General features: G+C 64.6%; 16 protein-coding genes and 1 pseudogene. 7 read left to right on the top strand and 10 right to left on the bottom strand.

The annotated features are described in order from the left end of the window. Nucleotides 1-6 precede the first annotated feature (6 nt). The 4 genes from CON76_RS04365 to mltG form a co-directional block, all read right to left on the bottom strand. Nucleotides 7-357, bottom strand: coding sequence for a PilZ domain-containing protein (locus CON76_RS04365; protein WP_101102158.1), 351 nt, complete (start codon nucleotides 355-357; stop codon nucleotides 7-9). Between the two features lie 76 nt (nucleotides 358-433). Then, entirely contained in the window at nucleotides 434-1,441 is a 1,008-nt protein-coding gene (locus CON76_RS04370; protein ID WP_101102139.1) for a DNA polymerase III subunit delta', read from the bottom strand. After that, on the bottom strand, nucleotides 1,438-2,094 hold the full coding sequence (tmk, locus tag CON76_RS04375; RefSeq protein ID WP_101102140.1) for a dTMP kinase: 657 nt from the start codon (nucleotides 2,092-2,094) through the stop codon (nucleotides 1,438-1,440). Before tmk ends, CON76_RS04370 begins: the two co-directional genes overlap by 4 nt. A 31-nt stretch (nucleotides 2,095-2,125) precedes the next feature. Next, on the bottom strand, nucleotides 2,126-3,136 hold the full coding sequence (gene mltG / locus CON76_RS04380) for an endolytic transglycosylase MltG (protein WP_420812905.1): 1,011 nt from the start codon (nucleotides 3,134-3,136) through the stop codon (nucleotides 2,126-2,128). A gap of 49 nt (nucleotides 3,137-3,185) precedes the next feature. Between mltG and ygfZ the strand changes: the two genes are divergently transcribed. Both ygfZ and CON76_RS04390 read left to right on the top strand, forming a co-directional pair. Beyond that, nucleotides 3,186-4,154 carry a CAF17-like 4Fe-4S cluster assembly/insertion protein YgfZ gene (gene ygfZ / locus CON76_RS04385; RefSeq protein WP_101102142.1) on the top strand — a complete coding sequence of 323 codons (969 nt, stop codon included), beginning with the start codon at nucleotides 3,186-3,188 and terminating at the stop codon, nucleotides 4,152-4,154. A 17-nt stretch (nucleotides 4,155-4,171) separates the two neighbouring features. Beyond that, entirely contained in the window at nucleotides 4,172-6,154 is a 1,983-nt protein-coding gene (locus CON76_RS04390; protein ID WP_101102143.1) for a peptidase U32 family protein, read from the top strand. Nucleotides 6,155-6,259: 105 nt separating this feature from the next. On the opposite strand, the gene purL is transcribed toward CON76_RS04390, so the two are convergent. The 5 genes from purL to CON76_RS04415 are packed head-to-tail and all read right to left on the bottom strand — an operon-like array spanning nucleotide 6,260 to nucleotide 17,109. Beyond that, nucleotides 6,260-10,294, bottom strand: a complete 4,035-nt coding sequence (gene purL / locus CON76_RS04395; protein ID WP_101102144.1) for a phosphoribosylformylglycinamidine synthase — start codon at nucleotides 10,292-10,294, stop codon at nucleotides 6,260-6,262. A 54-nt stretch (nucleotides 10,295-10,348) separates the two neighbouring features. Then, nucleotides 10,349-12,235 (bottom strand): excinuclease ABC subunit UvrC, encoded by a 1,887-nt coding sequence (gene uvrC, locus CON76_RS04400; protein ID WP_101102145.1) that lies wholly within the window; start codon nucleotides 12,233-12,235, stop codon nucleotides 10,349-10,351. Beyond that, entirely contained in the window at nucleotides 12,232-12,984 is a 753-nt protein-coding gene (locus tag CON76_RS04405; RefSeq protein ID WP_101102146.1) for a hypothetical protein, read from the bottom strand. The genes uvrC and CON76_RS04405 overlap by 4 nt, the downstream gene beginning before the upstream one ends. Continuing rightward, nucleotides 12,981-14,168 carry an AAA family ATPase gene (locus CON76_RS04410; protein WP_101102147.1) on the bottom strand — a complete coding sequence of 396 codons (1,188 nt, stop codon included), beginning with the start codon at nucleotides 14,166-14,168 and terminating at the stop codon, nucleotides 12,981-12,983. Before CON76_RS04410 ends, CON76_RS04405 begins: the two co-directional genes overlap by 4 nt. Continuing rightward, nucleotides 14,161-17,109, bottom strand: a complete 2,949-nt coding sequence (locus CON76_RS04415; RefSeq protein WP_101102148.1) for a class I SAM-dependent DNA methyltransferase — start codon at nucleotides 17,107-17,109, stop codon at nucleotides 14,161-14,163. The genes CON76_RS04410 and CON76_RS04415 overlap by 8 nt, the downstream gene beginning before the upstream one ends. Nucleotides 17,110-17,165: 56 nt before the next feature. On the opposite strand from CON76_RS04415, the gene CON76_RS04420 reads away from it, so the two are divergent. Together CON76_RS04420 and CON76_RS04425 are read left to right on the top strand one after the other, a co-directional pair. Continuing rightward, complete coding sequence (locus CON76_RS04420) at nucleotides 17,166-17,444, top strand: BrnT family toxin (protein ID WP_101102149.1); 279 nt, start codon at nucleotides 17,166-17,168, stop codon at nucleotides 17,442-17,444. Between the two features lie 13 nt (nucleotides 17,445-17,457). Beyond that, nucleotides 17,458-17,667, top strand: a complete 210-nt coding sequence (locus tag CON76_RS04425) for a BrnA antitoxin family protein (protein WP_420812906.1) — start codon at nucleotides 17,458-17,460, stop codon at nucleotides 17,665-17,667. A 46-nt stretch (nucleotides 17,668-17,713) separates the two neighbouring features. On the opposite strand, the gene CON76_RS04430 is transcribed toward CON76_RS04425, so the two are convergent. Beyond that, nucleotides 17,714-18,835 carry a J domain-containing protein gene (locus CON76_RS04430; RefSeq protein ID WP_101102151.1) on the bottom strand — a complete coding sequence of 374 codons (1,122 nt, stop codon included), beginning with the start codon at nucleotides 18,833-18,835 and terminating at the stop codon, nucleotides 17,714-17,716. A 94-nt stretch (nucleotides 18,836-18,929) separates the two neighbouring features. Between CON76_RS04430 and earP the strand changes: the two genes are divergently transcribed. From earP to CON76_RS04445, 3 genes and pseudogenes are all read left to right on the top strand, one after another. After that, a complete protein-coding gene (gene earP, locus CON76_RS04435; protein WP_101102152.1) occupies nucleotides 18,930-20,057 on the top strand; it encodes an elongation factor P maturation arginine rhamnosyltransferase EarP in 1,128 nt (375 codons plus the stop codon). Between the two features lie 85 nt (nucleotides 20,058-20,142). After that, nucleotides 20,143-20,696, top strand: a pseudogene (gene efp, locus CON76_RS04440) (elongation factor P). A gap of 90 nt (nucleotides 20,697-20,786) precedes the next feature. After that, nucleotides 20,787-21,770 (top strand): LOG family protein, encoded by a 984-nt coding sequence (locus CON76_RS04445; RefSeq protein ID WP_101102153.1) that lies wholly within the window; start codon nucleotides 20,787-20,789, stop codon nucleotides 21,768-21,770. Nucleotides 21,771-21,811: the final 41 nt, after the last annotated feature.

Genomic DNA, 21,811 nt, shown 5'->3' on the forward strand with positions numbered 1-21,811 from the left:
ACGGTATCAGACGGTTTGGGTGGGACGGTCGGACGTGAGGTGGGCGCCCAGGGTTTCCTCGATGCGCAGCTTGAGCTGGCGCGACTTGTCGTCGGACGGGAAGCGCACGCCTATGCCCTGGGTGCGCGCGCCGGTGGCCCCAGCCGGGGTGATCCATGCGACTTTACCGGCAATGGGGTAGCGTTGCGGGTCGTCGGGCAGGGTCAGCAGCACGTACACGTCCATGCCCAGGCGGTAATCGCGCGCCGAGGGTACGAAGATGCCGCCTTCGGCAAACAGCGGGATGTAGGCGGCGTAGAGCGCGCTTTTTTCCTTGATGGAGAGCTGGATGACGGTGGGGCGCGCTGGGGCCGCCATGGACGGCGGCGCGGACAGGCTGGGGCCGTTGAGGTCGGGGGGCAACAGGGTCATCGCCATGCGGATGGAAGCGGAATCAGCCGGGAGTGTGCCAGAGCTGGGCGGTGCGGCTGGCCCAGGCTTCCTGCATCAGGGCGGCGCTGAAGGGGTGTTCCAGCGTGCTGGCGGCCTGGCGCAGCCACTGCACCCACGCCAGCAAGGCGGGCCACGGCGGCGCGGTGGGCAGGTCGGCAGCGTCAAAGAAGCGCGGCGCAGCGCCCGCGCGCGCACACATCAGGTCGTGGCAGAGTTTTTGCAGCACGTCCATCTGGCGCGCTGGCCCCCAGGTCTGCATGGCCGAGAAATCACCCCCAGCCAGGGCGCGCGGCAGCTGGTGCCAAAGCTGCGCGGGCAGGTTGAGCTCTAGCCACTGCCAGGCGGCGTCGGGGCGGTGGCCAGCGGCCTGCCACCAGATGGCGATGTCGCCGCTGCGTTGCGGGGCCTGGCTGGCGGCGAGCCAGTGCAAGGCTTCGGCGGTGTCGGGCCAGTGCAGGGTGTGGCTCAGACAACGGCTGCGGATGGTGGGCAACAGGCTGTGCGTGGCCTCGGTGGCGAGGATGAAGCGCACCTCACCCGGCGGCTCCTCCAGCGTCTTGAGCAGGGTGTTGGCGGATTCGAGGTTGAGGGCCTCCGCCGGGTACACCAGTACCACCTTGGTGTTGCCGCGCGAGCGCGTGGTCTGGGTGAAGGCCACGGCCTGGCGGGTGGCATCGACGCGGATTTGCTTGCTGGCCTTGATTTCCTTCTTGTCGATCTTGTCTTGCGTGCGCTCGTCCAGCGGCCAGCCGAGTTCCAGCGCCAGCACCTCGGGCATAAGCACATGCAGGTCGGGGTGGGTGCGCACGTCGATGGCGTGGCAGCTGGGGCAGTGGCCGCAAGCGCCCTGTTCGCTGGGTTGCTCGCACAGCCAGGCGCGGGCCAGCGCCAGCGCCAGCGGGTATTGGCCCAATCCGGCCGGCCCCGCCAGCAGCAGGGCATGGCCGCGCTGTTGCAGCAGTTGCGCAAGCTGGCGTTGCAGCCAGGGGGCCAGCGGTGCGTCGGTCATGCCAGCCACCCGCTGCGTTGGCAGGCTTGTTGCACTTGAGCCCATACGTCGGGCAGGGGCAGTTGGGCGTTGATGCGGGCAAAACGGCCAGGGTCGGCTTGCAGGCGGGCTGCGTACCCAGCGGCAACGCGGGCAAAGAATTCGGTCGGCAGGGCCTCGAACTTGTCGGGATCGCGCGCACCGGCCAGGCGGGCGGCGGCCACCGCCGGCGGCACATCAAACCACAGCGTCAGGTCGGGCTGGCGCACGGTGGCGCAGGCGGGCACGGTTTGCACCCATTGCTCCAGTGTGGCCAGCGTACCCAGGTCAAAGCCACGGCCATGGCCCTGGTAGGCAAAGGTGGCGTCGGTGAAGCGGTCGCACAGCACCACGTCGCCACGGGCCAAGGCAGGTTCGATGACTTGCAGCAGGTGGTCGCGCCGCGCGGCGAACATCAGCAGGGCCTCGCTGAGGGGGTCCATGGCGTCGTGCAGCAGCAGGGTGCGCAGTTGCTCGGCCAGCGGGGTGCCGCCGGGCTCGCGCGTCAGGGTGACGCTGCGGCCTTGGGCGCGCCACAAGTCGGCCAGGGCACCAATGTGGCTGGATTTGCCCGCGCCGTCTATGCCTTCAAAAGTGATGAAAATTCCGGTCGGTGCAGCTGTTGTTGTGGTCATGGGTTGTCGGGTCAATCAGGAGGCTGCGCCCTCAACGGCGCAGGATGTAGCGTTGCACCGCCGCATTGTGTTCTTCCAGCGTGGCGCTGAAGTGGCTGGTGCCGTCACCACGCGCCACAAAGTACAGCGCCTTGGTGTCGGGGGCGGGTTGTACCGCCGCCTTCAGGGCCGCCGCACCGGGCATGGCAATGGGCGTGGGCGGCAGGCCGGCACGGGTGTAGCTGTTGTAGGGGGTGTCGGTCTGCAAGTCCGTCTTGCGCAGGTTGCCATCGAAGCGTGCGCCCAGGCCGTAGATGACAGTCGGGTCGGTCTGCAGGCGCATGCCGATGCGCAGGCGGTTGACGAACACGGCCGCAATCTGGGCGCGGTCGCCGGGGTGGCCGGTTTCCTTTTCGATGATGCTGGCCAGGATCAGCGCCTGCTCGGGCGTTTGCAGCGGCAGGCCGGGCTGGCGCTGCTCCCATGCGGCTTGCAGGCGCTTGTCCATCGCGGCAGCGGCCTGGCGCAGTATGGCCGAGGCGTTGCCGCCTTGGGTGTAGAGGTAGGTGTCCGGGAAGAAGCGCCCTTCCGGGTGCCCCGCCGGGCGGTCGATGGCGGCCAGCCACTGCTGCGGGTCGTCGGGCAGATCGAAGCGCAGGTGCGGCGCCTGGCGCAGGGCGCGCTGCACCTGTCGGATATTCCAGCCTTCAATCAGCGTCACGCGGTAGCGGATCTGGTCGCCACGCGCCAGCTTGTCCAGCAGCTCAGGGGGCGTGATGCCGGGCTTGAGTGCATAGGTGCCTGGCTTGATGGATCCCGACCGGCCCGAGAACAGCAGCCAGAAGTACAGCAGCGTCTCGGGCGCCTGCACCCCGTCCTGGCGCAGCGCACGCACCACGCCACGCACCGAGCTTTTGGGCGGGATCTGCACCTCCAGCACGTCCTGGCGCTCGGGCAACGCCAGCGCCAGCGGCTGCTGCGGCCACCAGTACACCCCTGCAGCCGCGCACAGCACACCCAGCAGCGCCAGCGCGCCCACCCATTTGATCACTCCACGCCACACGGTTATACGTCTCTGAGAAAATAAAACCGACGATCATAATGGAGCTGCCATGCCCGACCACACATCCCCCACGCCCGACACCCCCACCCCTGCCCCCCTGCCCCACGGTGTTGCCCGGCTGACGCACTGCGGCGTGATCCGCGCCCAGGGCGCCGATGCCGCCACCTTCCTGCACGGACAACTGACGCAGGACTTTGCCCTGCTGGGCGACGACGAGGCGCGCCTGGCCGCCTTTTGCAGCGCCAAGGGCCGCATGCAGGCCAGCTTCATCGGCCTGAAACACGCGCCGGACGACATCTGGCTGCTGTGCCCGATGGATGTGTTGGCTCCCACACTCAAGCGGCTGCAGATGTTCGTGCTGCGCGCCAAGGTCAAGCTCAGCGACGCCACCGCGCAGACCGTGGTGTACGGTGCGGTGGGCGATGCCGTGCCCGCTGATCTGTCCACCAGCGCCAGCTGGAGCCGCCACGAGGCCGCGCCGTGGCACTGGGTACGCCTGCCGGACGCCGAACAGCTGCCCCGCGCACTGGCCATCGCCTGCACCGACCCCGGTGAAGACCTGCCCGCCCCCGCTGGCCCAACCCTGACCGCCGACTGGTGGCACTGGCTGGACGTGCGCAGCGGCGTGGGCAGCGTGGGCACCGCCGTGGCCGACCACCTGGTGCCGCAGATGCTCAACTACGAATCGGTGGGCGGGGTCAACTTCAAGAAAGGTTGCTACCCGGGCCAAGAGGTGGTGGCACGCAGCCAGTACCGGGGCATTCTGAAGCGCCGCGCCTATCTGGCCCACAGCGCCGCGCCGCTCAACGTGGGCGATGAAGTCTTCCACGCCAGCGACCGCGAGCAGCCGTGCGGCATCGTCGTCAACGCCGCGGCGCATCCGCTGGGCCACGGTTTTGATGCCATCGTGTCGATGCAGACCAGCGCCAGCGACGGCCAGCCCCTGACCCTAGCCAGCCCCGACGGCCCCACACTGCAACTGCAAACCCTGCCCTACGCCCTGCTGGCCGATATCTGAATTTTTGACCTGACCCCATGCTGCCCCACCAACTCGAACTGCTCTCCCCCGCACGCGATGCCGACATCGGCATAGAAGCCGTGAACCACGGTGCCGATGCCATCTACATCGGCGGCCCCTCGTTTGGGGCCCGCGCCAGCGCGGAGAACTCGGTGCAGGACATTGCCCGGCTGGTGCGCCACGCCCACCGCTACCACAGCCGGGTTTTCGTGACGCTCAACACCATCTTGCGCGACGATGAACTCGAACCCGCCCGCAAGCTCATCCACCAACTGTACGACGCAGGGGCCGACGCGCTCATCGTCCAGGACATGGGGCTGCTGGAGCTGGACTTGCCGCCGATCCAACTGCACGCCAGCACGCAGACCGACATCCGCAGCCCAGAGAAAGCGCGTTTTTTGCAAGACGTGGGCCTGAGCCAGATGGTGTTGGCGCGTGAACTGACACTGCCACAGATCGCCGCCATCCGCGCCGCCACCGACCCGGCACGCTGCAACCTGGAATTCTTTGTCCACGGCGCTTTGTGCGTGGCGTACAGCGGCCAGTGCTACATCAGCCACGCCCACACCGGGCGCAGCGCCAACCGGGGCGATTGCAGCCAAGCCTGCCGCCTGCCCTACGAAGTCAAGGACAGCCAAGGCCGTATCGTGGCACACGACAAACATGTGCTGAGCATGAAGGACAACAACCAGAGCGACAACCTGCGGGCGCTGATCGACGCTGGCGTGCGCAGCTTCAAGATCGAAGGCCGCTACAAGGACATGGGCTATGTGAAAAACATCACCGCCCACTACCGCGTGCTGCTGGACGAAATCCTGGAAGAACGCCCCGAACTGGCGCGGGCTTCCAGTGGCGAATGCACCTTCTTCTTCCAGCCCGACCCGAACCAGAACTTCAACCGCGAATTCACCGACTACTTTGTGCAAGGCCGCAAGGAAGACATTGGCGCGTTTGACTCCCCCAAAAACCCCGGCCAAGCCATAGGCTGGGTGACCAAAGTCCACCCCGACAGCGTGGAATTGGAACTGCACGACGCCAGCACCGTGCTGCACAACGGCGATGGTCTGTGCTATTACGACCTGCACAAAGAGCTGGTCGGCCTGCAAACCAACCGCGTCGAAGCCCTCAAAGGCCAAGGCCGCTGGCGCATCTTCCCCAAAGACCCGATGGCGGGCTTCAAGGACTTGCGCGCGGGCGTGGAAGTCAACCGCAACCGCAGCATGGAATGGGTGCGCACACTGGAAAAGAAATCCGCTGAACGCCGCATGGGCGTGTGGATGAAATTGCACGAAAACAACCCTAACAGCTTGACCCTGCAACTGACCGACGAAGACGGCCACAGCGCGCAAGCCAGTGTGAGCGTGGTACTGCAAGCCGCCAAAGACCCCAGTCAAGCCGACACCAAACTGCGCGAACAACTGGGGCGATTGGGCGACACCTTGTTCCAGCCGCTGGACATTGCACTCGAACTGTCGCAACCGTGGTTTGTGCCCGCATCGGTGCTGAACCAACTGCGGCGCGAGGCGGTGGAAGGGCTCGAAACGGCCCGTGCTGCTGCCCTGCCCCGTCTGCCACGCGCACAGCCCGTAGAGCCCCCAGCACCCTACCCCGAGGACACCCTGAGCTACCTGGCCAACGTGTACAACCACAAGGCGCGCGACTTCTACGCCAAACACGGCGTGCAGGTGGTAGCCGCCGCCTACGAAAGCCAGGAAGAGGAAGGCGAAGTCAGCCTGATGATCACCAAGCACTGCGTGCGCTACTCCTTGAGCCTGTGCCCCAAGCAAGCCAAGGGCGTGACGGGCGTGCAAGGCACGGTACGCGCCGAGCCGCTGCAACTCATCAACGGCAAGGAAAAGCTGACCTTGCGCTTTGACTGCAAACCGTGCGAAATGCACGTGGTGGGCAAGATCAAGCGCAGTGTGCTCAATCAGACCCCGGCGGTGCCGATGCAGTTCTACAAGACGCGGCCCACCGCACAGACCACAACCGTGGCATAACGCCGCGCGCCAGCTGGGCTGGTGGCTGATTGCCCCCAAATGGCACAAAAAAAGGGCTGGTTAACACCAGCCCTTGTGCTTTAGGCCCTAAATTTAGACCCTAAATCAACCCACCCACTTGCGGGCGTTGCGCCAGATGCGCATCCAGGGGCTGAGCGCATCGATGCCGCCGCTTTGGGCGTAGTCCGTCCAGCTCATCTGGATGTTGCGGAACACACGCTCGGGGTGCGGCATCATGGCGGTGAAGCGCCCGTCGGCGGTGGTGACGCTGGTCAGGCCACCGGCGCTGCCGTTGGGGTTGAACGGGTATTGCTCGGTCGGCAGGCCGAAGTTGTCCACGTAGCGCATGGCGGCAATGGCCTTGGTGGCATCGCCACGGTGCTTGAAGTTGGCGTAACCTTCGCCGTGCGCCACCGCAATCGGCAAGCGGCTGCCCGCCATGCCTTGCAGGAACAAGCTGGGCGAATCCAGCACTTCCACCATGCTCAGACGGGCCTCAAAGCGTTCGCTCTGGTTGGTGGTGAAGCGCGGCCAGTCCTGCGCGCCGGGGATGATGTCGGCCAATTCGGCAAACATCTGGCAGCCGTTGCACACGCCCAGGCCGAAGGTGTCCTGACGGGCAAAGAAGCCCTGAAATTGCTCGGACAGCACCGGGTTGAAGGTGATGCTGCGTGCCCAGCCGATGCCAGCGCCCAGCGTGTCGCCGTAGCTGAAACCACCACAGGCCACCACGCCCTTGAAGTCTTGCAACTGGGCGCGGCCCGTTTGCAGGTCGGTCATGTGAACGTCGTAGGCCTCAAAACCGGCTTCGGTGAAGGCGTAGGCCATCTCAACGTGTGAGTTGACCCCTTGCTCGCGCAAAATAGCCACCTTGGGCCGCGACAGGTTGAGGAACGGCGCGGCCACGTTGTCCGCCGGGTCGAAGGTCAGGGCCACGTGCATGCCGGGGTCGTTGGGCACACCGGCGGCGGCGTGTTCGGCATCGGCACAGGCCGGGTTGTCGCGCTGCTGGTTGATTTTCCAGCTCACGCTGTCCCACACCTGGTGCAAATCGAACAGGGTGGCACCAAACAGCTTCTTGGCATCGCGCCACACTTGCAGTTCGCCCTTGCCCACGTCGATGCTGGAGCTCAGCGGGCGGGTCTTGCCCACGAAGTGGCTGTGCGCGCTCAGGCCGTGCTCGCGCAGGGTCTGCATCACGTCGTTGCGCTCAGAGGTGCGCACTTGCAGCACCACACCGAGTTCTTCGTTGAACAGGGCCTTGAGGGTCAGTTCCTCACGGCGGGCGCTGACCTGCTGCGCCCAGTTCTTGGCATCGCCCGTGTCCATGCGGCTGTCGCTGATGCCGTCGCCTTCGGTTACCAGCATGTCCACGTTCAGGCTCACGCCCACGTGGCCGGCAAAGGCCATCTCGGCGGCAGTGGCCAGCAGGCCACCGTCGCTGCGGTCGTGGTAGGCCAAGATGCGGCCCTGCGCGCGCAGGGTGTTGACGGCGTTGACCAGGTTCTTGAGGTCTTGCGCGTCGTCCAAATCGGGCACACGACCACCGGGCTGGTTGAGCGTTTGCGCCAGGATGGAGCCGCCCATGCGTTTTTCGCCCTTGCCCAAGTCGATGAGCACCAGCGTGGTGTCGTCCTCTTGCGCGTTGAGCTGCGGGGTCAAGGTGCCGCGCACATCGCTCAGGGTGGCAAAGGCGGAAATGATCAGACTGACCGGAGAGGTGACTTTTTGGGTCTGGCCGTCGTGCTGCCATTGGGTACGCATGGACAGCGAGTCCTTGCCCACCGGAATGCTGATGCCCAGCGCCGGGCACAATTCCATGCCCACGGTCTTGACCGTGTCGTACAGCGCCGCATCTTCACCGGCTTCGCCGCAAGCGGCCATCCAGTTGGCGCTCAGCTTGACGCGCTCCAGCTCAATGGGCGCGGCCAGCAGGTTGGTGATGGCTTCGGCCACGGCCATGCGGCCCGAGGCGGGCGCGTCAATGGCGGCCAAGGGCGTGCGCTCGCCCATGCTCATGGCCTCACCGGCAAAACCTTGGTAGTCGGCCAGCGTCACCGCCACGTCGGCCACCGGCACTTGCCACGGGCCAACCATCTGGTCGCGGTGGCTCAAACCGCCCACGGCGCGGTCGCCAATGGTAACAAGGAAGCGCTTGGAAGCCACCGTGGGGTGGCTCAACACGTTGATGACGGCCTGTTGCAGTTCCACGCCGCTCACGTCCAGCTCAGGCACGTTGCGCGGCACGCGCTGCACGTTGCGGTGCATTTTGGGCGGTTTGCCCAGCAGCACGTCCATCGGCATATCGACCGGGCTTTCAGCGCCCTGGTCTTCCAGCACCAGTTGGCGTTCTTCGGTGGCGACACCCACCACGGCAAACGGACAACGCTCGCGTTCGCAGAAGGCCTGGAATTGCTCCAGCGACTCGGGCGCAATCGCCAGCACGTAGCGTTCTTGGCTTTCGTTGGACCAAATTTCCTTCGGGCACAGGCCGGACTCTTCCAGCGGCACGGCACGCAAATCGAAGCGTGCGCCCCGGCCCGCGTCGTTGGTCAGCTCGGGGAAGGCGTTGGACAAGCCGCCCGCACCCACATCATGGATGGCCAGAATGGGGTTGGCCGCGCCTTGCTGCCAGCAGTGGTTGATGACTTCCTGGGCGCGGCGCTCGATTTCGGGGTTGCCACGTTGCACCGAGTCAAAGTCCAGATTGGCCGCGTTCACGCCAGTGGCCATGGAACTGGCCGCGCCACCGCCCATGCCAATGCGCATGCCGGGGCCGCCCAACTGGATCAGCAGCGTACCCGCCGGGAATTCGATTTTCTTCGTCTGTTGCGCGTCAATACCGCCCAAGCCGCCCGCGATCATGATGGGCTTGTGGTAGCCGCGCTGCACGGTGTCCACGTCGCTGGTGATGGTCTGCTCGTACTCGCGGAAGTAACCCACCAAGTTGGGACGACCAAATTCGTTGTTGAAAGCCGCGCCACCCAGTGGGCCTTCGGTCATGATCTGCAACGGGCTGGCAATGTGCTCAGGCTTGCCACCGGGTTGATCCGACCAGCCGCCCCAGAGTTTGGACACGGTAAAGCCGGTCATGCCCGCCTTGGGCTTGGAGCCGCGCCCGGTGGCACCTTCGTCGCGTATTTCACCGCCCGCGCCAGTCGAGGCACCGGGGAACGGCGAGATGGCGGTCGGGTGGTTGTGGGTTTCCACCTTCATCAGCACGTGTTGCAACGCCTGTTCCTTGGTGTAGGCCGGGCTGGCAGCGCCAGCGGCCTTGGCCACAAAGCGTTCAATCGGGTTGCCTTCCATTACCGAGGCGTTGTCGGAGTACGCCACCACCGTGTGCTGGGGGGCCAGCTGGTGCGTGTTGCGGATCATGGCAAACAGGCTCTTGTCTTGCGCCACGCCGTCGATGGTGAACTCGGCGTTGAAGATCTTGTGGCGGCAGTGTTCGCTGTTGGCCTGCGCGAACATCATCAGTTCCACGTCGGTGGGGTTGCGGCCCAAGCCTGTGAAAGCGTTGACGAGGTAGTCGATCTCGTCGTCGGCCAGCGCCAGCCCCCAGTCGCGGTTGGCTTGTTCCAACGCGGCACGGCCACCGGCCAGCACGTCCACGTGCGCCATCGCGGCCGGGGTCAGCTCGTTGAACAGGTGGTGGGCGTCGGCGCGGCTGGCGACGGCGTTTTCCGTCATGCGGTCGTGCAGCAGCGCGGCCACTTGCTGCCATTGCTCGGCGGTGAGCGTGGGCTTGCCGCTGAAGATGTCGGTCAGATGGTCCTTGAGCCGGATGTGGTACTCGACCAGGCGCTCAACGCGGTGGACGCTGAGGCCACAGTTGTGCGCGATGTCGGTGGCCTTGGAAGCCCAGGGCGACACAGTGCCAAAACGCGGCGTGACCACCACCCGGACGCTGGTGCTGTTGCAACCCTCTTCCAGATACGGCTCGCCATACGTCAGCAGTGCCGCCAGTTTGGCGCGATCGGATTCGCTGGGGTCGGTATCCGAAGCCACCAGATGCACGTAGCGGGCAAAGATCGCGTCGATACGGTCGTGAATAGCTTGCAAACGGGGCAAGAGCTGCTGGACGCGGAACGCGCTGATGGCATTGCTGCCTTCAAACTGGGTGATGTGCTGGGTCACGGTGTGGCCTGAAGTGGGAGGGAGGAAAAAATAGCCCTGATTTTAAGGCCGGGCTCAGTGCAAGGCGCGGTAAATGGCCTCGGCCAGTTCGCTGGAAATGCCTTCGATGCTGCACAAATCGGCCACGCTGGCGTTGGCCACACCGCGCACGCTGCCAAAGCGTTGCAGCAAGCGGGCACGTTTTTTGGGGCCGATGCCGGCAATGTCCTCCAGACGGCTGCCGCCAGTGCGGGCCTGGGCACGGCGCGCCCGCATGCCGGTGATGGCAAAGCGGTGCGCCTCGTCGCGGATCTGCGCCACCAACATCAGCGCGGCGGAGTCGGCCCCGAGGTACACCTTGTCGCGGCCATCGGCAAACACCAGTTCCTCCAGCCCCACTTTGCGGCCCTCGCCTTTTTCCACCCCCACCAAGCGTTCCAGCCCCAAGCCCAGCGCCTCGAACACCTCGCGCGCCACGTTGACCTGGCCTTGGCCGCCGTCGATCAGCACCACATCCGGCCAACGGGCACCAGCGCCAGCGGTGGTATCGGCCTGCGCCAACTTGCCATAGCGGCGTTGCAGCACTTGGCGCATGGCGGCGTAGTCGTCGCCGGGGGTGATGCCGTCGATGTTGTAGCGCCGGTATTGCGCGCTTTGCATCTTGTGGCCCTCAAACACCACGCAGGAGGCCACCGTGGCCTCGCCAGCGGTGTGCGAGATGTCGAAACACTCAATGCGCAGTTGCTCCAGCGCGTCGTCGGGCAGATCGAGCGCCTGCGCCAAGGCACGGGTACGCGCCTGTTGCGAGCCTTCCTCCGCCAGCAGGCGCGCCAGTTGCAAGCTGGCGTTGTGCTGGGCCATCTCCAGCCACGACCGGCGGTGTTCGCGCGGGTGGAACACCGGGTGGAGCTTCATGCCGCTTTGCTCGCCCAGCAGCGCCAGCAAGGCGGCATCGACCGGCGCACCCAACACCAGCACCGGCGGCGGGGCCGACTGGGTGTAGTGTTGCGCCATGAAGGCCTCCAGCACGCGCTGTGCCACCGGCACCGGCGGGGTGTCAAGATTGGCCAGTGTGGCACCATCTTCGACCTGCGCCGGAAAATACGCCCGGTCGCCCAGATGCCGCCCGCCGCGCACCATCGCCAAATTGACACAGGCGCGCCCGCCCTGCACTTGCACCGCCAGAATGTCCACGTCCTGGTCGCCCGTGTTGTCCATCGCCTGTTGCTGCCACACCTGCGACAGCGCGCTGATCTGGTTGCGCACTTCGGCTGCGCGCTCGAACTCCAGCCGCTCGGCGTGGGCCAGCATGCGGGTTTCCAGCTCGGTCAGCACGGTGGGGCTGTCGCCGCGCAAAAAGGCCGCCGCCTGGCGCACGTCGGTGGCGTAGTCGGCGGGGCTGATGAGATCGACACACGGGCCGGAGCAGCGTTTGATCTGGTACAGCAGGCACGGGCGGCTGCGGTGGTTGAACACGCTGTCCTCGCACGTGCGCAGCCTAAACACCTTTTGCAGCAACTGCACCGCCTCTTTGACCGCCCACGCACTGGGGTAAGGGCCGAAGTACTGGTGTTTTTTCTCCACCGCGCCCCGGTAGTAGCTGATGCGGGGCCACTCGCCCGCGCTCAGGCGCAGGTAGGGGTAGCTTTTGTCGTCGCGGAACAGGATGTTGTAGCGCGGGTGCAGCGTCTTGATGAGGTTGTTTTCCAGCAGCAGCGCCTCGGCCTCGGAGCGCACCACCGTGGTTTCGAGCCGCACGATCTTGCCGACCATGTGCCCGATGCGGGTGCCGTCGTGGTTCTTCTGGAAATAGCTGGACACGCGCCGCTTGAGGTCGCGCGCCTTGCCCACATAGAGCAAACCGCCATCGGCGGCAAAGTAGCGGTACACCCCCGGCAAAGCAGGCAAGGCGGCCACGGCTTGCAGGAGTTCGGGCGGGTGGCTGGCGGTGTTCGTCGTCATCGTGCCCTCCCTTTGGGGGCAATGGTGTCTGCCACCGCCTCGAACCGCTGAAAAAAAGCCTCGAAGCTGGGCAGGGTACGCAGTGCCTCCCAGTCGGTGGGGTGATCGCTGCACCAATCGGCCAGTTGAGCCGCACTCTGGCGGCTGCCAAAAAAATCTTCCAATTGCGCCTTGGCCGATTGCGGCGAGTCGTCGTTGCCCGAAATGTCCTCCAGCCGCGCGTGGGAATGCCGCCCGGTTTGCGTGGCGCACAACAACCACGCTTCCGATTTGGGCTTGGGCAGCATGGGCACACCGCCCTCGAACGCGGCGGCGGCAAACCCGCTTTCCATGCTGCTCCACTTGGTTTGCCACTGCTGACCCGGTGCGCTGCGGGTGCCATCGGCATCGCGGAACAGCACCGCCATGACCGGCGTACCATCTTGCGCGGCCAACTCCAGCGCCAGCAAGCCCAAATGCAAGGCGTTGTTGAAATACAACCCGGTTTCCATCGCCTGCTTTTTGCCGCGCAAGGGCTGCATGCGCTTGCCCGCTGCATTGAGCTTGGCGCGCTGGTTGAGGGCGGTTTCGCTCACATACACCACCGCACCGGGCGTTTCCAGCAAGTTGTAGTGCAGCCGCTCCTGCCACAACCGTGCCAGCCAGACCGCCATCGGGCCGGGGTTGAAGTCCTCACCCTCGCATTGGCCCTGCGCGTTGTTGCACGCGCCCAGGTCAGAGGGGCCTTCACCGCTGATGAGCAGCTTCATGCCGCCCCCTTGGCACCGCTGGCCTCTTCCTCCTGACGGTCCAGCGCCATGCACTCCTGTGTCAGCAGCTTGAGATCGGTGTCCACAAACGCATCGCCCGGCCCCATGCCTTGCAGTTTGGTTGCCATGCGCGGCACGTCAAAAAAGCGCCGGATACGGGTTTCGCCCGCTGGGGTCTTGTACGCCAGCAGCACCGCGCGGCGGGCCACATCGTCGGGCAGGTAATTCAGCAGCAACGGGCTGTGGGTGGTGACGAGCAGTTGCTGCGGGCTTTGCAACAGGGTGTCCACCAGCGTTTCCACCATTTCTTGGTTGATGCCGTTTTCCAGTTCGTCCAACAACAGCATGGAACGGCCCGCATCGGCCTGCGTCAACACGGCCAGAATGCGCAACAAGCCATCGTTGAGGTGCAAGGCTTCGGTTTCCAGCCGCTGCTCGCCAAACTGTTCAAACACGGAGAGCTTTTTCCAGCCCGAACGCTGCGAGGTAATTTTGAAATCGGCCAGCGCCGGGTAGAACTTTTGCAGCAACGCCACCAGCCGGGTCTTGGCTTCGCCCTTGATGTTGTCGAGGTAGGCGGAAAGCTTTTCGCCCCCGGCACCGATGTCGTGCTCGCTGGCGCGGGCGGTCTTGCGCAACAGGTGGGGCGAGAGCAACTCCAGCGAACGCACGCTGCGCAAGGCGTTACGCAATTCCAGCAACGGTTCGGACAGTTCAGCGTCCTTTAGCGCAGACAGGATAGAACCCTCATAGGCAAAGGCAATGTGCTGCTTAGGCCCATCCCCAAGAGAAAACTCATCCCCGTTTAAGCGCAACGGAAAGTGAATATGGACACTATTTTTATTTGATTCCAAATACTTAAAATATTCATAATGGCATATTAATTCATTTCGATTAAATATCCCACTCCATTGCAACAACGCGCCAGTGCTGGTACGAAAGTCCACCCGCAAACTGATATTACGCCCCTTGCGCAGCTTGCAATTCAAATCGCTGGCTTTCCACTGGCGGCGCTCCAGCCAGCCAGACACATCACCGCGCATGAGCTGCGACAGAAAATCCAGCGCCTGCAACACCGTGCTTTTGCCCGCACCGTTCATGCCCACCAAGCAGTTGAACTGGCCCAGCGGGATGTGAACCTCGGCGAGCGACTTGAAGTTGGTGATGCTCACGAATTCAATCATGGTTTTTGACCCCAGCGACGGTGGTAGAAGGCGCAGCGGCGTGGCCGCGTTCGAGGTTCAGCGCCAGCAGACGCTTGAGGATGTCGTCGTCGGGCGTGGCGGGGGTGTAGTCGGGCCAGCCGTAGGCGGCGGCGACGGCTTTGTCCAGCGCCTGATGGGCCATCGTCAACCACGCTGGGCGGGCGTTGTAGAGGTTGGTGAGGGTGCGTTTTTTCAGGTCGGCCTCAAAGCCGGGTTTGGCCACGGGGCGGGCGGGGAAGCCGGCCTGTTGCTCCTGCGGCGTGATGACCCATTCGACCCACTCGGGCGGATTGAGCCAGTTGTCGCGCAGTTGGTGCAGGTGGCGGGCGGCTTGGGCGATCTGTTGGGCGTGGGCGTGCTCAACAGCGCCAGCGGGCGGGCCGTCTGGCCCCCAGCCTTCTTGGGTGTCGCGCGGGGTCAGGCCAGCGGGGAACGGGAAGGTTTCAAAGCAGGTGGTGGGGGTGTAGCGCGGGTCGTTGCCCACACCGAGCCACGTACACATGCGCAGCGACCAGAGTTCGTGGAAACGGGAATGGAGGGTGCCGAAGGTGGTGTCGTCGGCACGAGCGATGACAACACACAGGTTTTCTGGTATCTGCTTCTCGTGCATCCAAACAAACATCCGGTGTTTGGCCACCATTGCAGTGGCAATAAAGCGCCCCAGGCCCTTGACCGATTTCTTGAGTGCTGGGCGTGGATCGCCAAAACACCACCAATGGGTACGGTGCCAGTCCCTTCGCACCTCCAAACGGGTCGGCTTGACGTGGGTTTGCACATGCTCGAACGGCAGTTCAAACAAGGAGGCTTCGGCTTCGCTCATCTTGTTGAAATCCACCACCCAAGTGTCTGACGGGCGGCGAGTCACGTCCAGGCCATTGGCCCACGGGCGCACCACTTCGCTGTTCGGCTTGCTGTTCGGGTTGGGCAAAAGCAGCCACGCACGGGCCGTATCACCGGGAATATCGAAGGGGCCGTTCTTCTGCGTACCGATAAACGAGGCGTTTGCGTTTTCTGGCAAACGCACGGCCTGCGTCAAGTCGAGGTGGTTGTCTGCACTGGTGGCAGCGGTCAAGTCGGCATTGATGCGGTGAACCTGCTGTCCATCCAAGAAAATCGGCTCGTCTGCGACAGGCTTGGCAAACGCGATCAGCGAAACCCGCACCGCTGCGCCATCGTTGACCCAAGGCTGATCACTCCACGCATTGACAATCGCGAGTGTCTCCGCAATGTCATCCAGCACCTTGCGGTTCGCGCCGCCACGAATGCTGTTGGTGGACACCAGCCCTGCACGTTGCAGTTTGCCCGCCAAAATCTGCTGCTGGGCCTTGTGGAACCAATAACACACCAAGTCGGCCCCACCCGGAACGCGGTTGGCGTAGAGTTTGCGCAGACGGTTGGTGTAATCCTCGCCCAGTTCCCGAATCATTTTGCGGTCGCCCAAAAACGGCGGGTTGCCCACAATCACGTCCGCAGCGGGCCAAGCGGATTCCGTGCCGTCGGGGTTGAGCAGTGCGTCGCGGTGGGCAATGCCGTCCAGCGGTTTCAGGATGGGGTCGATGGCGTGCGGGTAGCCGTTGCGGCGGCACCACTGGATGTCGCCAATCCAGACGGTAACGCGCGCCAGTTCGGCGGCAAATTCGTTGATTTCCAGCCCCAAAATGTTGTGCGGGCCGGTCTGCATGGTCAGCTCGGCGGGCAGGCCCAGCTCCGTCGCCTCCAGGTGGGCGCGTTTTTCGATGTTGCGCAGCGCCTCCAGCGCCAAATACAAAAAGTTGCCCGATCCGCAAGCGGGGTCCAGCACGCGGAACTGGTTGAGCCGCTGCAAGAAGGCGTAAAACAGCTCTTGCGCCTTTTTGAGCGCGTCGTTGGGGCGGGTCTTGCCCTTGCCGCGTGCGGCCAGCGTAGAAAATTTGGGGGCCAACTCGGCCATCTGGGCGTACACGGCCTGCCATTCGCGGCTCAGGGGTTCCGTCACCAGCGGCGTGATGAGTTTGGCAATGGTGCTGGTGTCGGTGTAGTGCGCACCCAAAGGCGCACGGGCGGCGGGGTCGAGGCCGCGCTCGAACAGGGTGCCGAAGATGGTGGGGTCAATCGCACGCCAGTCCATGCCCGCCGACGACTGGTGCAGCGCCTGCACGTCGGCCAGCGTCAGGGCGGGCACGGCAATGGTCTTGAACAAGCCGCCGTTGAACCACGGGATGTCAAAGTCGCCGTACTCGCCCCCGCGCTTTTGCATGGCAATGAAGAGTTTTTCGATACGGCGCGTGGCCTTGGCCGGGTCGCTGCGGACGTTGGTCAGCAAGTTGGTGAAGATGCTGTCGGGCAGCAGTTGTTCGTCTTCGGCAAACATGCAAAACAGGCACTGCACCAGAAAATGTGCGACCGCCTGCCCGTCCAGCCCCCGGCGGCGCATGGCATCGGCCATCTGGGCAAAACGGCCAGCGGCTTCGGCGGTGATGGCGGCGTTGGATTTTTCGGGCCGCAGCTTGAGCGGGTCGGTGAACACCCAGCGCAGCCACTGGCGCTTGTGGGGGTCGGCCAGTTCGTCGATGCGGATTTCGCGCGGTTCATCCGGGTAGCCCGTGAAGGCGGTGTGGATGACGATGCGCTCGCGGTCGCACACCACCAGCAGCGGCGGGTTGTCCAGTTGCAGCGCGTAGTCGGTCAGTTGCTTGAGCGCGGCGTTGAGGTCGCGCCCCGGCTTTTTGTTTTCCCAACCAAAGTGGCCGCGCTTCCACACGTCGGCCCAACCATCACCACCGCCGGTTTTTTTGGCTCCGCGCTCAAAACAGTAGTTGTCGGGGTCGCGCGGTTTGGGCACGCCCAGCAGGTCGCACAAGTCGTCAAAGTGGGCCTGTGCGCCGGCGCGCTCGGTGAGCGGGTTGTTTTTCCAGGTGGCGATGAATTGTTCGGGGGTCATGGAGTGGGATGGTAGCGAAAGACCGCGCTCACATTTATGTAGTTACAATAAAATTCATGGACATCGAATTCGACCCAGACAAGCGCAACAAGACACTGGCCGAGCGGGGGCTGGATTTCGCACGGGCAGCGGAGGTCTTTGCAGGTCGGCACTTCACGGCACAAGACCAGCGCGAAGACTACAGCGAGCCACGCTACATCACCGCAGGCACACTGGATAGCCGCATGGTGGTCATGGTGTGGACACCGCGCGGCGAGGCACGCCGCATCATCAGCATGAGAAAGGCAAACGAACGTGAACAAGCCAAATTCGGCCACCGCCTGGGTGGATCCTGACGACGCGCCGGAGCTGTCCGATGCGTTTTTTGAGGCCGCCGACGAGTATGTGGGCGACAAACTGGTGCGCCGAGGACGGCCCAAGGCCAGCCAGACCAAGCAGGCCTTGACGGTGCGCTACGACGTGGACGTGATTGAGGCCTTCAAGGCCACCGGCACGGGCTGGCAAACCCGCATGAACGCGGCGCTGCGGGACTGGCTCAAGACGCACTCCCCGGCCTGAGCCTGAGCCAACGACGGGCAGCGGCGACCAGCGCCAGCGTCGCCCATCAAGAGATGGTTGTCTTGAGGAAGGCCTTGAGCTGTTTCACGTCCTGGCACGCCACCAGCAGGTGCTTGAGTTCCTGGATACCTTGGCGCGCCAGCGCCAGCTCGTATTGCAGCCAGGGGCGGATTTTCTTGGGCGTCCAGCGGCCCGTGGTGTGGGGGCCAAACTGCATCTCGAAGTCCATTTCGCGGAAGGCCACCTCGTCCTTGAGCTCCTTGAGCTGTTCTTTCAGGATCTGGGTGTAGTGGCGCAGGCGCTCGGGGGCCAGATTGGCCAGGTGTGCGGCGTCGATATGTTCCAGCTCCAGTTGCAGCTCCAGCAGTTGCAGCAGGTTCTTGTTGGCGTAGGCGTCGTTGACGCGCTGCATGAGCGCGGTCTTGCGTTCGCGCTCGGCAGGGTCGGGCTCGCGGTCGGGGTGCAGCGCGCTGGCCAGCTTGCGGTACACCTCGCGGATGGACAGGCTGATCTGCTGCTCTTCTTGGGCTTTGGCTGCCTCTTTGGCCAGGGTCTTGGCGGACTTCTTGCGCGGCTTGGGCTGCTGGTGGGCAGCGCCAGCGGTGTCGGCATCGGGCTGGGCTGCACCTTCGGCGGCCAGCTTGTCGGCCATGGCACGGGCCATGACCTGCTGCAATTCCTGAAAGGTCGAATCAATGTGGATGCTGTCGTCCAGCGGCACGCCAAACTCGGCCTCGAACATGGCCTTGAAGCTCTCGAAGCCCTGACGGTCGGAGGCGTCCAGCTCGCCCGGTTCCATGTCGGCGTGGAACTCGAAAATCGCTTTCAGCTCCGCATCGTCGCCAGCTTGCAGCATTTCGCCTTCGGCCAGCTGGGCAATCAGCTCGGACAGGTCTTCGCGGTCGCGCCGCGTCAGGCCCTTTTGCGGGTGCATGCCGTGCAGCAGGTGGATGAAGCGCACGCGCAGCTCACTGCACTGCTGGGCCAGCGGCTTGAGCTCGGTGGCGTACTTCTGGCGGAAGGAAACGGTGGCGTCCTCCCACTCCTGCAGCAGCTTGCGCTGGGTCTCGATCTTGTTGAGCAGCTGGTTGAAGCTTTTTTGCTCCTTGCTCAAGGGCGCCCCGCTGGGGGCAATGGCCAGGGACTGCATGGCGCGGGAGGTGGACATAAACGGTAACGGCAAGACAACAGCCAAAAGTGGCAATTGATTTTATGCCGCTGCGGCACAATGCCAGCCCACGCCACCACCGCACGCCCCACCCATGCCCGCCTTGCCCGCTACCTCCAGCCCCGCCGCCCACGCCACCCCGCCCGCGCGGGTGTGGGACGTGTTCTGCCACGTCATCGACAACTGGGGCGACCTGGGTGTGTGCTGGCGGCTGGCGGCACAGCTGGCGCAGCGCGGGCAACAGGTGCGGCTGTGGGTGGACGACCCCGCCCCGCTGGACTGGATGGCCCCCGGCGCGCGCGCAGGCGGTGTGGCGGGCGTGAGCGTCCACCTCTGGCCGCGCACCGACGCCCACGCCCCGCCGCCCGACATGCCACCGGGTGATGTGCTGGTGGAAGCCTTTGGCTGCGAGATCGCCCCGGCATGGGTGGCGCGCTTGCACCCCGACACCCATGCCAGCGGACGCCAGCGCGTGTGGCTGAATCTGGAGTACCTGAGCGCCGAAAGCTACGTGGCGCGCTGCCACGGCCTGGCCTCGCCGGTGATGAACGGGCCGCTGCGTGGGCGCAGCAAATGGTTCTTCTACCCCGGCTTCACGCCCGACACCGGTGGCCTGTTGCGTGAACCCGACTTGCTGGCGCGGCAGGCGGCGTTCGACCGGGGTGCGTGGCGTGCAGGGCATGGCATAGCGGCAGGGGCGCTGGCGGTGTCGTTGTTCTGCTACGAACCCGCCGCGCTGGCGCAGGCGCTGCAACTGCCCGCGCTGGCGCACGCGCACTGGCTGGTGGCGCCGGGCCGGGCACAGGCGGCCATGCAGCAAGCCTGCACCCGCTTGGCGCAAGTGGCCACCGTGCAGCAGCACGCCCTGGCCCACGTGCCGCAACCGGCGTTCGATGAACTGCTGTGGGCCTGTGATGTCAACTTCGTGCGCGGCGAGGACTCGCTGGTGCGCGCGCTGTGGGCGGGCCAGCCCTTCGTCTGGCACATCTACCCGCAGGACGACAACGCGCACCACGCCAAGCTCGACGCCTTTCTGGACTGGCTGCAAGCCCCGCCCAGCCTGCGCGCGTTTCACCACGTCTGGAACGGTGTGCGGCCCGGCCCGCTGCCCGACATCGACCTGCCAAGCTGGACAGCATGCGCGCAAACGGCACGCCAGCGGCTGCTGGTGCAGGACGATCTGGTGACGCAACTGTTGCGGCTCGTCACCCAAAAAAGGTAAAATTCGAGGTTTTTCACACCCTACCCCTTGCCGCCGCGTGCCCCCTGCTGGCGCGCTGCCACAGCGGTACTTTTACCCAAACACCATGAAAATCGCTCAAGAAATCCGCGCCGGCAACGTCATCATGCACGGCAAAGACCGATGGTCGTCCTCAAGACCGAATACGCCCGTGGCGGCCGTGGCGCGGCCACCGTGCGCATGAAGCTCAAGAGCCTGATCGGCAATTTCGGCACCGAAGTCGTGTTCAAGGCCGACGACAAGATCGACAACGTGATTCTGGAAAAGAAAGAGTGCACCTACTCCTACTTCGCCGACCCGATGTACGTCTGCATGGACACCGACTACAACCAGTACGAAGTCGAGGCCGAGAACATGGGCGACTCGCTCAACTACCTCGAAGACGGCATGACCGTGGAAGTGGTGTTCTACGACGGCAAGGCCATCTCGGTCGAACTGCCCACCACCGTGGTGCGTGAAATCACCTGGACCGAACCCGCCGTCAAGGGCGACACGTCCGGCAAGGTGCTCAAGCCCGCCAAGATCGCCACCGGCTTTGAAGTGCCGGTGCCGCTGTTCGTGGACCAGGGCGACAAGATCGAGATCGACACCCGCACCGGCGAATACCGCAAGCGCGTCTAAGCCGCATGGCCACACGGTTACAAAAAGCTCCCGACTGGGAGCTTTTTTTTCGCCAAAATGCTGTCATGTGCCACCGTTAAGCTGCGCCCCATGAACCACAACCCCAGCGACAACCACACCCACGACCTGCAAGCGCGCCGCCTGGCCGACGCGGTGGTGGAGATGCACCTGATGGCCGACGAGGCCGGCCAGCGCCCGCGCCTGCAGCCCGACGCCTACCGGCTCGCCTTTGCCGACAACGAGTTCCTGCTGCGGCGCGAGTCGCGCGGCATCCGCATGCAACTCGAACTGCTCAAGCCCGACCTGGAGCACCAGGCGCACGGCATCGAGAACACCATCGTGGTGTTTGGCAGCGCGCGCTTCCGCGAGGCCAGCCAGGCCGAACAACTGCTGGCCCAGGCCCAGGCGCAGGACGAACCGGTGGCCATCCGGCAGGCACAGCGCCTGGTGCGCAACGCGCACTACTACGACAAGGCGCGCCGCTTTGCGCAACTGGTGGCCGAGTACAGCCTGACCTGTCCCAAGAAGGACCAGCTCTACATTGCCACCGGCGGCGGCCCCGGCGTGATGGAAGCCGCCAACCGGGGCGCGCACGACAAGGGCGTGCTCAACGTGGGGCTCAACATTCTGCTGCCACACGAGCAAAGCCCCAACCCCTACATCAGTCCGGAACTCAACTTCAAATTCCATTACTTTGCAGTGCGTAAGATGCACTTCATGATGCGGGCCAAGGCGCTGGTGGCGTTTCCGGGCGGCTTTGGCACGCTCGACGAGCTGTTCGAGGTACTGACGCTGGTGCAGTGCAAGAAGGCCAAGCCGGTGCCGATCTTCCTGTTCGGCAGCGACTACTGGAAGCGGCTCATCAACTTTGACGTGCTGGTGGAAGAAGGCGCCATCTCCGCCGAGGATCTGGCGTTGTTCCGCTACGTGGACGAGCCGGAAGCGGCCTGGGAGGGCATCAAACGGTTCTACGACCTGCCCGACACCTGCCCGTGCGAAGAGGAAAAAGCCAACGCCGGTCACGAAACTGGAGGCACTGCGATGCCACCGCCCGGCACCCACATGGCACTCTGATTTGGCCTCACGGCCTCAAGCAACTGCCCGGCTGCCTTCGG

The organism is Macromonas bipunctata (assembly GCF_002837135.1).
GTDB classification, from domain to species: Bacteria; Pseudomonadota; Gammaproteobacteria; order Burkholderiales; family Burkholderiaceae_C; genus Macromonas_A; species Macromonas_A bipunctata.